This is a genomic window from Stenotrophomonas sp. TWI809 (assembly GCF_039673205.1).
In the GTDB taxonomy this organism is placed as follows: Bacteria; Pseudomonadota; Gammaproteobacteria; order Xanthomonadales; family Xanthomonadaceae; genus Stenotrophomonas.
Genome location: NZ_JBDJLE010000004.1, coordinates 177,267 through 188,606, shown reverse-complemented (window position 1 = coordinate 188,606; position 11,340 = coordinate 177,267). Strand labels below are relative to the sequence as shown.

Annotated in this window: 7 protein-coding genes and 1 pseudogene; 1 reads left to right on the top strand and 7 read right to left on the bottom strand. The window is 67.7% G+C overall.

Going from position 1 to position 11,340, the window contains the following annotated elements; translation table 11 throughout:
* Positions 1-139: 139 nt before the first annotated feature.
* Genes ABE472_RS05115 through ABE472_RS05105 form a run of 3 tightly spaced genes read right to left on the bottom strand, consistent with a single transcriptional unit; the run spans position 140 to position 2,324 of the window.
* Positions 140-1,165: a DUF4880 domain-containing protein gene (locus ABE472_RS05115; RefSeq protein ID WP_346463345.1), complete on the bottom strand. Its 1,026-nt coding sequence runs from the start codon at positions 1,163-1,165 to the stop codon at positions 140-142.
* Positions 1,162-1,692 (bottom strand): sigma-70 family RNA polymerase sigma factor, encoded by a 531-nt coding sequence (locus tag ABE472_RS05110; protein ID WP_346465738.1) that lies wholly within the window; start codon positions 1,690-1,692, stop codon positions 1,162-1,164. The genes ABE472_RS05115 and ABE472_RS05110 overlap by 4 nt, the downstream gene beginning before the upstream one ends.
* A complete protein-coding gene (locus tag ABE472_RS05105; RefSeq protein WP_346465736.1) occupies positions 1,692-2,324 on the bottom strand; it encodes an STN domain-containing protein in 633 nt (210 codons plus the stop codon). The genes ABE472_RS05110 and ABE472_RS05105 overlap by 1 nt, the downstream gene beginning before the upstream one ends.
* A gap of 203 nt (positions 2,325-2,527) precedes the next feature.
* On the opposite strand from ABE472_RS05105, the gene ABE472_RS05100 reads away from it, so the two are divergent.
* Positions 2,528-2,875 carry a hypothetical protein gene (locus ABE472_RS05100; RefSeq protein WP_346465730.1) on the top strand — a complete coding sequence of 116 codons (348 nt, stop codon included), beginning with the start codon at positions 2,528-2,530 and terminating at the stop codon, positions 2,873-2,875.
* A 3-nt stretch (positions 2,876-2,878) separates the two neighbouring features.
* On the opposite strand, the gene ABE472_RS05095 is transcribed toward ABE472_RS05100, so the two are convergent.
* From ABE472_RS05095 to ABE472_RS05080, 4 genes and pseudogenes are all read right to left on the bottom strand, one after another.
* On the bottom strand, positions 2,879-3,334 hold the full coding sequence (locus ABE472_RS05095) for a hypothetical protein (protein ID WP_346465729.1): 456 nt from the start codon (positions 3,332-3,334) through the stop codon (positions 2,879-2,881).
* A 107-nt stretch (positions 3,335-3,441) separates the two neighbouring features.
* Positions 3,442-4,797: a Gfo/Idh/MocA family oxidoreductase gene (locus ABE472_RS05090; protein WP_346465726.1), complete on the bottom strand. Its 1,356-nt coding sequence runs from the start codon at positions 4,795-4,797 to the stop codon at positions 3,442-3,444.
* A gap of 53 nt (positions 4,798-4,850) precedes the next feature.
* Positions 4,851-7,823 (bottom strand): TonB-dependent receptor, encoded by a 2,973-nt coding sequence (locus ABE472_RS05085; protein ID WP_346465725.1) that lies wholly within the window; start codon positions 7,821-7,823, stop codon positions 4,851-4,853.
* A gap of 138 nt (positions 7,824-7,961) precedes the next feature.
* Positions 7,962-11,327 (bottom strand): annotated as a pseudogene (locus ABE472_RS05080) (TIM-barrel domain-containing protein).
* Positions 11,328-11,340 lie beyond the last annotated feature (13 nt).

Genomic DNA, 11,340 nt, shown 5'->3' with positions numbered 1-11,340 from the left:
CCGTCCTGCAGCGCGATCCCGTCCATGGCAGGAGCGAGCGTGGCAGTGCAATGCGTTGCGCTTGTTACGAGGGATAAGACGGGGGCAGGTGACAACGACTGAACCGTTGCAACAAAAAATTCATCTGCGCACGCGCCGCTCAGCTCAACAGCACGACGCCACCGGGCATGCTCACCACCTTTGCACCATAGGCATCGCGCACCAGATCGATGAAGGTATCGATGCGCGCCAAAGGGATGCGCGCCTGTACGCGCCGTGCCGGCAATGCGCTGCCGGTCAGCACGATACGGCCGGTGCGGTAGCGGTTGATTTCGTCCACCACGTCCTGCAGCGGCTGATCATCGAAGACCAGCCAGCCGCGCCGCCAGGCGTCGATGGTGTCGGCCGCGACCGGCGCCACGGAAGCGATCCGGTCCGCCGTCAGGCGTGCCTGCCAGGAGGGCTGCAGCACCACGGTACGCGCGCCCCGCACCAGTTCGGCTCGCCCGGCCAGGCAGGTGATGCGGATGTCGCCACCGACGCAGCGCACGTTCACCCGCGCACCCGGGGCCGGCATCAGTCGCGCACCGTCGACACCGATCACGAAGCTGGCAGCGGCCGAGGCCGGCACCGCGAACTGGGCTTCGCCCTGGCTCACCACGATCCCGGCCGAGCCATCGGCGGGACGGCGCATCGTGGTGCGCGCGGCCATGGCCACGGCCACGCTGCCGATGCTGAGGTCGCGGCGCTCGCCGGTCGCGGTGCGGTAGTCGGCACCCAGCGCGTCCAGCGCCGGCCACAGCCCCAGCGGCGACTGCACCGCTACCCAGCCGACCGCGGCGGCAGCGGCAGCGCCGCCCAAAAACGCACGTCGGCCTGGATTGAAACGACGGGGGCGCTGCCGTACCGGGAGGACGGTTGCGGATGCGGGCAGCGGCACGCCGGCGTTCGGCACCGTGGCCTCGGCCGGACCCGTACTGGCCTGCAGCGCCGGCGCCAGCGCCGACCACAGTCGGCGCGCCCGGGCGAAGGCCACGGCATGACGGGGATCCAGCGCACGCCAGCGTCGGAACGCGTCCGCGTCGGCAGCCGTCACCGGGCCGGTCTGCAAGCGCAGCAGCCAGTCATGCGCTTGCGCCTGCACATCAGCAGGCGATGGGGATACGGAGGTCTTCATATCAGTCATGACGGTTTTCCCGCCCCGGGACCGAAACGCTGCACCAGCGGCCGGTCCAGCCGTCCTGCGCAATGCTGCAGGGCTTTCTTGAGGTCCTTGCCGACCATCCGCGAGGAGACCCCGTGCTGGTCGGCGATGGTATCGATCGGCTGCTGGTCGATGCGCGCGGCGATCAGGATGGCGCGCTGGCGCTCGGGCAGCTCACGCAGGGCATCGGCCAGTGCAGCGATCTCAGACCGGCCGTGGGCCACGTCGGACGGGTCCAGATAGTCCGGGGATTCGTCCATCAGCGCCTCCACCTCGGCACCGGTCAGCACCCTGCCGTGGGCGATGCGCTGGTCGGTGGCGGCGTTGACCGCCATGCGGAACAGGTAGGCCACCGGATTGCGCTGCGGCTGCGTACTGCCCATGCGCTCCACCCGCAGCCAGGTCTCCTGCAGCGCGTCCATGGCCAGGTCATCCGAGCCCAGCCGGCGCCGCAGGCGTTTGCGGAAGGCTTCGTAGTGATCCAGGAACAGGGTGCGCAGACCGGTCATCAGCGGGCCCGGCACGGCGGCGTCGCGCCCGGTGTTTCAGGCAGCAACAGCAGCGTGATGGGTTGTGGCAGGCCAGCCGGAAGGCCCGGTAACGGCAGGTCGCGCAGGCGACTGACGATCGCCGTGTCGCGTGCCAGGTCACCGGTGGATTCCAGCAGCTCCGGTGCGCGGATGCGTTGATCCCGTTCGGTCAGCCAGAAGCGCACGCTCGCCCGGTAGTCACCCGGCCGCGTCAATGCCGTGCCGCACAGCGCCTGCTCCAGCGAGTGCTGGATCACCCGGGCACCGCGCTGGCGGGTCCGCTCGGGCAGGGACGGTGCACGCATGGGTGTGGCATCGGGCAGCAGCTCGTCGGCGGCCACGGATCCCACCGGCACCAGCGTGAACGCACCGTTCTCCACGAAATGCGGAACGAGTCCGGTACCGCCCAGCATCCGCTGCAACGCGTCGCGCCGGGCGTACCGCCCCGACAGCGCGGTCGAACGCAGGCCACCCAACAAGCGGGCATCGATCAGTACCGCCACCCCGGTGATCTCCCCATACAACTGCAAGGCCTCCGGCAGCGGCTGCGCCGGAACATCGAACGTGTACTGCGTGTGCGCGGCATCGATGGCGTCCTGGGCCAGCGCCATCGCCGGCGGCCAGGTCATCGCGAGCAGGAGAAACAGCCAGCCACACGGGCGCAGAGAGTTCCTGCGCCGGCCGCCGATGCGTTTGCCTGCCCGCCCCTGTTGGTCATGCGCCCCGGTGTCATCAAACTGCATGCAAGACGCGCCAGCATCACAACGCCAAGCCGGTCACGTTAGGTCGGTTTCATTGCAGAGCGGTGACAGCCATGCCGGACCTTCGATCACTTACCGCAGCGGGCCTGTGCATCGCCCTGCTGGCCGTGCCCTGGGTCGCCCGCGCGCAGGCAGACCCAGCGCCGGCCTGCATCGAGGTGGAGGTCAACGGCGAGCGCATCCGTGATTACGATTGCTTCAGCCGGCTGCTCGCGCCTGCGCCGGCCTCGGCGGCACCCGTACAGGCACCCGGCTCGCTGTTGATCGTCCGCCAGCCGCCATCGGCGCTGGGGCTGGCCCATCGCGCGGCCACCCAGCAACGCATGGGCAACACCTTCGGCATATCCACCCAACCACAGCGTCCGCCCCCGCCGCCACCAGCGGTCAGGCCAGGACGATGACGCTCAGGGGATGGGCGTGTCGCCGGCCGCAGTGGGGATGAGTGAGAGCCCCAGATTCAACGGCTGGCGCATGTCCGGCGGTGGTGCGACGGGCAACGGCGCAGCACTGAGCAGCGCACGCAGCTCGGCATCTGCCGCGGCATCGCCCAGTGACGCGAAGCGGCTATCGATGATGTTGCCGGTGGCATCGATCCACAACGACACGGTCAACGCGGCACCCGGATCCTTGCGCTCGGCAAGACGGGCCTGCAACCGCTCCACGCGCGGATCGCCGGTGTTGCTCAGGCGCTGCGAGAGCGCCTCACCCGACTGCGCGGCATAGGCCATCCAGTGCGCAGGCGCGGCATCGGCGGCCGTCGCGGCGCCAGCAACGACCAGCCCACCCAACACGCTCCAGCGGCGGGCCCGCTGCCACCATCGGTGCAGCCGCTCTTTCCACCCATACGTATGTTCCGCCACTGCCGTCATGCTGCCCGTCCCCGAAATGGAACCGGGCCGCGCAGGGCGGCCCGGTGGGCGATTACTGTGCGACCCGTCCGTGACAGGACGATGGCGGGCGATGCCGCTCAGTACGATCCGTCGAAGGCGAAGATCGGCTTGCGCTGTTTCCACAGCCCGGCGGTGAAATCCGGGAATTCCAGCGTCTGAAAACTGTTGGCGATGGACTGCTCCGACAGCGGCGTGATCGCGCTCCAGGTGATCGCGTCGTAGATGTCGATCGGCATCGGTGCCCTGGCCTTGAGAGCCTCCACGAAGGCATGGATGACGAACCAGTCCATGCCACCGTGGCCGGCGCTGGCAGCGGTATCGGCATGCTGCTTCCACAGCGGGTGCTCATACTGGTCCTGATAGGCCTGGAACGGTTCCCACTTGTGCGGCGGGCTGCGGCCTTCGATGTGGATGGACTGGTTCACATCCATCCACAGGCCCTTGGTGCCCTGCACGCGGAAGCCCATCGAGTACGGGCGCGGCAGCGAGGTGTCGTGCTGCAGCAGGATGGTCTCGCCGTTTTCGCAGGCCAGGGTGGTGGTGACGATGTCGCCGAGCTTGAAGGCTACCTTGGTGCTCGGGTGGGTGGTGCCACCGCTCTTGGCCACGGTGTATTCGTGCAGGCCACGCGCCTTGCTGGCAAACGCGTTGATGTGGGTGAAACGGTTGCCGCGATTGATGCCGGTGTACATCGCGCACGGGCCGATGCCGTGGCTGGGGTACAGCTCACCGTTGCGCTTCACCGAATGCTCGGTGCGCCAGCGTGCCTCGGACCAGCCCTTGGCACCGAACTCCACGCCGCTGTCGTAGGGCTGGCTGGGGTCGCCGGAATTGAACTTCACCCCGCGCAGGTCGTGCTGGTAGCCGCCCTGCAGGTGCACCAGTTCCCCGAACAGTCCCTGGCGCACCATCTGCAGCGCGGCCATCACGTCGCGGCGGTAGCAGACGTTTTCCAGCAGCATGTACGGCGTGCCGGTGGACAGCTGGGTCTTGAGCACGTCCCAGTGGTCCTGCAGGGTGATGCCGGCGACCACTTCGCAGCCCACCGCGACCTTGGCCTGCATGGCCGCGATCGCCATCGGCGCGTGGTATTCCCAGGGCGTGGCGATGACCACGCCATCCAGGCCGCGCTGCTCGATCAGCCGCTTCCAGGCGTTGACGTCGCCGTCCTGACCATACGCCTTGGGCGCCGGCTTGCCGGCCTTGGCGACCATGTCCATGCCGCGCTTGAGCATGATCGGCTCGATGTCGCACAGCGCGACCACCTCCACGTCATCGCGGCGGACCAGTTCCTTCAGCAATACCTGGCCGCGCATGCCGGTGCCGATCAGGCCCAGCCGTACCTTGCGACCGCGCGCCCAGGCGGGCGTGTTCGGCAGCAGGCTGGTGGCGGCGACGGCCGCGCTGGCGGCGATGAATTCTCTGCGTTTCATGGACAGTACCTCGTGTGAAGATCGCGCCGGCCAGGACCGGCGCGAGGGGAGCATCAGAACTTGTAGCCGACGGTCAGACTGTAGCCGCGACCGAAGATGGTGGCGTAATCGCTGGAATCGCCGAGGAAGCTGTTCGGGTCATAGAACGGCAGGCGGTCGAAGAGGTTCTTGATGGTGAAACCGACGTTCCAGTGGGCATCCGGGCGCCAGGCCACGCTCAGGTTCGCGGTCCACCACGACGGGGCGCCATCGCACTTGCTCTGCTCCACCGGCAGGTAGCCGGCGGTGCAGGTCTGCGGGTTGTTGTCTTCCTCGTCGATCTGCTGCAGCGCCCACTTGGTGCCGCCCACGTAATTGACGAAGACGCTGGTGGTGACCTGCTTGTAGCTCCAGTCCGCGTTCAACGTGGCGCGCAGGCGCGGGTTGTTGTAATAGCCGACCAGGTCGCCGTAGTACCAGCCGCTTTCATCATCCAGGTAGGAACGGTTGCGGTTGGCGATGGTGGCGGCCACGCCGATGTTGAGGTTGCCCCACTCACCCAGCGAGAAGCGGCTGCGGGCGTCGATGTCGAAGCCGTCGATCAGGGTCTTACCACGGTTCTTGTACTGGCCCACCACGCTGGCCACGTTGCCCACGCTGTAGCCGGGCAGCGTACCGGGACAGGCGACGCCGCTGGCCGGGTCGGCGCACATCGCCGCCAGCGCGGCCAGGTTGGCGCGGTCGCTTTCGGTGATCGGCGAACGGGTGGAAGAGATGATGTCTTCGTCGCGGGTGAAATCCGGGGCAACGATTTCATTGCTGCGGTAGATGAACCAGTAATCGGCCGACACCGAGAGCCACTGCGTCGGCTCGTAGACGAAGCCCAGCGTGGTGATCTTGGCTTTTTCCGGCTTCAGGTCCGGGTTCGGCTGGGTCATGCGCGCCACGGTGCGGCTGCAGTCGGTATTGAGCAGGGACTTGCCCAGGTCCACGTCACCGCCGCGCTGCGACCGCAACAGCAGGTTGGCGATCGCGTTGGTCTCGTTGCAGCGCACTTCATCGCGGTAGCCCCCCAACTGGGCGAACACGCCGCCGTTGCCGGACTCGGCCAGGCTGGGCGCGCGGAAGCCGGTGGAGTAGGTGCCGCGCAGCATCAGCTGATCGAACATCTGGTACTTCAGGCCGATCTTCGGGGCCAGGTTGGCGCTGAAGTCCGGGTACTTGTCCACGCGCAGTGCGGCGTCCAGTTCCAGCTTCTCGGTGAGCGGCGCCACCGTCTCGGCGAACAGCGCATAGGTGTTGCGCTTGCCGTCGAACCACGAGCCGCCCTGCTGGGTGATCAGGCCGTTTGCCGCATCCGGGTTGCCCGGGGTATAGAAAGTTTCGCGGCTGGCGTTGAAGCCGAAGGCCGCACGCACTTCGCCGGCGGGCATCTGGAACAACGGGCCTTCGATCTTGCCGTCCAGGGTATGCAGGCGGGTCCAGGACTGGATGTCGAAGGTCGGGAACGCTTCGCGGATCAGCGCGGCGTTGGCCTCGCTGATCTCGCCGAACTTGTAGGCCGGGTGGTCGGAGATGATGACGCGGCCGGTACCCGGATCGACGGAGTACGGGCCGAAGGCCTTTTCGAAGCCGGCCAGATTCACGTTGGTGGTCTGGTAGGTGACCGAGTGGCTGCCGGCGGTGGCGAAGGCGGTTTCCCAGTTCCAGTCGCCGATGTCACCGCGCATTCCGGCCACCACCCGATAGCTCTGATCGGTGTTGCGCTGGCCGAAGTGGTTGGCGCCCACGTCCTGCAACAGGTACTGCAGGCCGACCACGCCGCCCATCAGTGCCTTCAGTTCGGGCGAGGCGTTGTTGTATTCGTTGTTCGGGCCCAGGTACGGATACAGGAACTGGTTGACCGTGGTGCCGGTATTGCGCGAGAACCAGCTGGTCGGGTTGCCGGTGGTGGTGCCGTAGGCACGCGGCGTACCGCCGTTGGCGGTCAGGTCGATGTCGGTGTACGTGGCTTCGGCGAAGGCTTCGGTGCTGTCGCCGATCAGGAAGTGGGCGTTGACGTAGGCGGTGTTGCGCTCGGACTTGGCGCCGGCGTCGATCTCGTTGTTCATCCACGTCTCCCAGATACAGCGCGGGCCGGCCGCTTCGCTGGTGAGTACGTTGTTGCAGCCCGGGGCGGCTTCCTGCACGCGGCGTCCGGTGACCGGATCGAAGGCGAAGTAGCTGCCCGGGTTGAACTCGCCCGGCTTGCTGCCGGTCCCCAGGCGCAGGTTGGGCAGGTAGTTCGGGTTGTTGACGTAGTACTGGTCGGGCCGCTTGTCGTAGAAGTCGCTCAGCGGAATCGCATCGCGCCGGTACAGGTTCACCGAGGCGTAGACGTTGTAGCGGTCTTCATCCAGGTCGCCGAAGCCGGCGGTGATGCTGCCCTGGTGTTCGCCGTAGGAGCTGATCCGCGAGGATTTGTCGGTGGTGAGATTGATCTCCGCGCCCTGGTAGGAGCGCTTGGTGATCACGTTGATCACACCGGCCACCGCATCGGTGCCGTACACCGCCGAAGCCCCGTCGGTCAGCACTTCCATGCGTTCGATCGCTGCAGCGGGGATCGCATCGATGTTGACGAACTGGGTCTGGAAGCCGGCCGGCGCGCCGTAGTAGGACAGGCGGCGGCCATTGAGCAGCACCAGCGTACCCTGTGCGCCGAGGCCGCGCAGGTTGGCCTGCGAGGCGCCATCCGAACCGGTGAACAGCGAGCGCGCATCCTGCTGGCCCGGGCGTGCCGCCGGCAGGTTGTCGAGCACCTGCAGCAGGGTGCGCGCACCCATGTTCTCGATGTCCTGCTTGCTGATCACCTGCACCGGCGAGGCGGTTTCCACATCACTGCGGCGGATGTTGGAGCCGGTCACCTCGATGCGCGACAGCTCGGTGGCCTTGGTATCGGGCGTTGCGTCCTGGGCGCTGGCACTGCCGACCACCGCGACGGCCAGGCCGAGTGCGATGGACAAGGGGGTGGCGGTGATGCGGCGATGGCGATGGCGTTCGGTCAACATCTTTGGCTCCTTGTTCGATCCGCAGCGTGGGGCTGGCGGTGGATGGGTGTTTTCGGGCAAACGTCCCCCGTGCCGCGGCCAGACGGCCGCAGACGGGAAACGGGAGAGAGCTGTTTTTCTGAAAGCGTGTTTCTTCGGTTACGGCGACACGATGCTGGCGGTATCGCCCTCCTGTCCGATCAGGGCGGCATTGGCCCAGTTGCCACAGACCTGCGCGGGTCGATCGCCCTGCGCCCCGAGCGTGCGCAGGCTCAGCCGCTGCAGGCCGCGTACGTCCAGCTCCGGTTTGACCACGCCGGGTGCGTTGACCAGGCCGCTGTCGTACAGCAGCCGACCGTCACCCCACACCTGGAACTGCATGCCGCCCGCGGTGCGGCACTGATCATCGATGCCCAGGTCGGCGCGCAGCAGGCGCCAGCTGCCCGTGAGTTCCAGATCGATCCGGCTGCTGGCATTGACGCCCAGGCCGCGGCGGAAATGCAGACCGTTCATGCGCATCTCGGCCTGCCCACCCAATGCGTGGTCGGCAGCGACGCTGGCCTTCAACGGGGTCGGCATGGGCAGCGCGGAGAGATACAGCTGCTGCGCCGGGCCTTCCGGCTGCGGATGCTCCAGCACGTGGAACGTGGACAGCACGATCGGGCCGACATCGCGCGGCTGCAGCGCATCCACCGCACGCGCCACGCTGCCCTGCGCCGCGGTCACCATCGGGTCGGCAGCGCTGGCACCGTCGCCTTCCGGGTTCTGCGTGCTCAGCACGCGGAAGCGCAGCAGGCGGCCGGCATGGGCGGGGAAGTCGATCTGCTGCATGCCCTGCTGCAGGGTCAGGCGACCGCGCTTGATCGGTTCGCCCCACTCGCCATTGCTGTCGGCCATGTAGATCTCGTAGTCGCGGATCTGGCCGTTCTTCCAGTGCTGGTCGTTGCGCGGCGCCAGTTCGATGCCGTCGATCAGCTTGCGTTCGCCGAAGCCGAGCACCCATTCGTGCGCGCCGGTCTTGACCGCCTGGTTGCGCACGGTGCGGAACCACGTCGCCGGATCGTCGTCGAACGCCTTCTCCATCTCATAGCCCTGCTCCTCGGCCGGGCGGTTCACCACCAGCAGGCTGTCCGACGGCAGCGCGCGGCCCAGTTCCGGTGCGGCCGGGAAGGCATCGTCGGCCGGCGCGGCGGCAAGCGGCAGGTCCAGCTGGAGTGCCAGTGGCTGGCGGATGTCGGTCGGCGCGGTGCGTACGTGCAGGGTGCCGCGGCGTTCGGCCGCGTCGAAGTACCAGCCTTCGTTGGCGCCCTGCCATGCTGCCTGGTCGGCCAGCATCGGCAGCGCACGGCCGTCCAGCATCACTGCGGCGGGGCGCTGGCGGCTGAGCACGCGCAGCGCATAGCGCCGCTGCGGCAGCTGGCCGGCGTACTGGCCCTGCACCGGATCGATGCGCACCTGCACCGGGCCACTGCCCTGCGCCGGGGCCTGCACCGTGATCGCCTGCGTGCTCGATTCGCCTTTCTCGTAACGGCGGGTGGCGCCATCGTCTTCGTACAGCGTGTACTGCGAGGTGCCCTGCGGGTACAGGTCGAAGGTCACTTCATCGAGCGGCTTCTCACCGTCGTAGAGCATCGCCGGGTACATCGGGATGATCGCGCCGGCGCGCACGAACACCGGGATCGTGGCCAGGTCGACCGGGCGGTCCAGCGAACGTCCCTCGGCCCCGGCCTGCAGCTGGCGGCCATCCCAGTAGTCGATCCAGCGGCCCTGCGGCAGGTGGATGTCGCGGCGTCAGCTACGGCTCGCGGCCTGGCTGCGGTACACCGGCGCGATCAGCAGTTCGCGGCCGAGCAGGAACTGGTACTTGTGCGCCTCAGTGTAGGCCTGCGGGTCCTGCGGGTAATCCCACATCAGCGCGCGCAGCAGCGGTGCGCCGGTGGTGGCCGCGTCATGCGCCAGTCCGTACATGTACGGGGTCATGCGCATTTTCAACTTGAGGTAGTCGCGGTTGACGCTGCGGTAGGGTTCATCGAACCACCACGGGTGCTTGCGTGCATTGCCCGACCAGCCGGACATTCCCATCAGCACGGGGGTGAAGCTTTTCCACTGCAGGTCGCGGGTGAAGGTCTCGGCGCTGCCGCCGAAGATCGCGTCCACGTCGCCACTGGCGTAGGCCATGCCGGACAGGCCCGAGCCGATCAGGGTCGGGATGTGCCAGCGGATGTAATCCCAGCTGCTGCTCTGGTCGCCGGTCCAGGCCACCGCATAACGCTGGATGCCGCCCCAGCCCATCACCGTCCACAGGAACGGGCGCGAATCGGAGTTGTCCATGATGCCGTTGAACGCGGACTGGTTGGCATCCATGGCGAACTGATAGCCCTTGCCGGTCCAGGCCACGTCCAGCTTCTGCACGCGGCTGCCGGCGGTGCCGACTTCCCAGGCGATCTTGTCGACGCCGTTCTCGGTCCACAGGCCGGTCCTGAAGCCGTACTTCGCCAGCCCCTGCACGGTCTCGGGCAGCTTTTTGTAGCCGCAGCCGTAACCATCGTTGGGGAGGATCCAGCCGCCGGGCATGTCGTGCTCGCGGTACTGCCTGGCCACGCTGTCCACCACGTCGGGCGTGGTGCCGGTCGGGCCGTCGCTCCAGCCGTCGGGCACGCTGCCCGGCTTTTTGATGTTGTTGCCATCGTTGTAGCAGTCGGCGTCGCCATAGGAGAACGCCCAGCGCGGCAGCAGGCCGGCGCGGCCGGTCAGCGTGGTGTAACGGTCCAGCAACGTATGCAGGCTCGGCCCGACGAAGTAGTACGCATCGAAGCGGTCCTCGCGGTGCAGCAGCGTGGCCTGGTCGGCCTGGCGCAGATCGTAGGTGCCGTCGCTCCAGGTATTGCGCAGCATGCCCCAGCCCCGCGAGCTCAACAGCATCGGCGCCGGGTTGGGGCGATCGCCTTCTTCCCAGCCACCGGAGTACGACACCTCCAGTTCGCGGCCCTTGAACTCGAAGCGCCCGTTCTGCTGGCCACCACCGTAGAAGTGCTCATCGCTTTCGCTGGAGAGCACCTGCACGCTCTGGTCCTTGTCCTTGTCCAGGTCCAGCGGCTGCAGTTCGCGCCACAGCGCGACGTCGCGGTCGCCCTCGCGGCGGACCAGCGACAGGCGCAATGGTTGGCGCTGGATGTGCAGGACCAGCGCATCGGTGCGGATGCGCACCTCGTTGGCATCCTCTTCCAGTTGGACGGCGACCTTCGCGGGCGGCTGCGGCAGCACGATCGGGGCGGCCTTGTCGCCGGCACCGGTCAGCGCGCCGTTGCGGCCGGCGCGCACGCGCAGGACGTCATCGCGCAGCAGGTCCACGCGCAGCGTGGCGCCGGTATCCGTGCTGAGTGTCCAGCCGGCGGTGCCGTCTTTGGCGGGGGCGGCGGTGATCGCACGGAGGTTGCCCACCGGCTCAGCGTGGGCGGTGGCAGCCAGAGCCACTGCGGTGAGCAGTGTGATCGTCAGACCAGTGCGTCGAAACCGGAAGTCCACCTTGCCCCCAAGC

Bases quoted from the DNA above. Each gene is read 5' to 3' on its own strand.
- ABE472_RS05090 (WP_346465726.1), bottom strand. From the start codon at position 4,797: ATGAAACGCAGAGAATTCATCGCCGCCAGCGCGGCCGTCGCCGCCACC.
- ABE472_RS05085 (WP_346465725.1), bottom strand. From the start codon at position 7,823: ATGTTGACCGAACGCCATCGCCATCGCCGCATCACCGCCACCCCCTTG.
- ABE472_RS05110 (WP_346465738.1), bottom strand. From the start codon at position 1,692: ATGACCGGTCTGCGCACCCTGTTCCTGGATCACTACGAAGCCTTCCGC.
- ABE472_RS05100 (WP_346465730.1), top strand. From the start codon at position 2,528: ATGCCGGACCTTCGATCACTTACCGCAGCGGGCCTGTGCATCGCCCTG.
- ABE472_RS05105 (WP_346465736.1), bottom strand. From the start codon at position 2,324: ATGGCGCTGGCCCAGGACGCCATCGATGCCGCGCACACGCAGTACACG.
- ABE472_RS05115 (WP_346463345.1), bottom strand. From the start codon at position 1,165: ATGACTGATATGAAGACCTCCGTATCCCCATCGCCTGCTGATGTGCAG.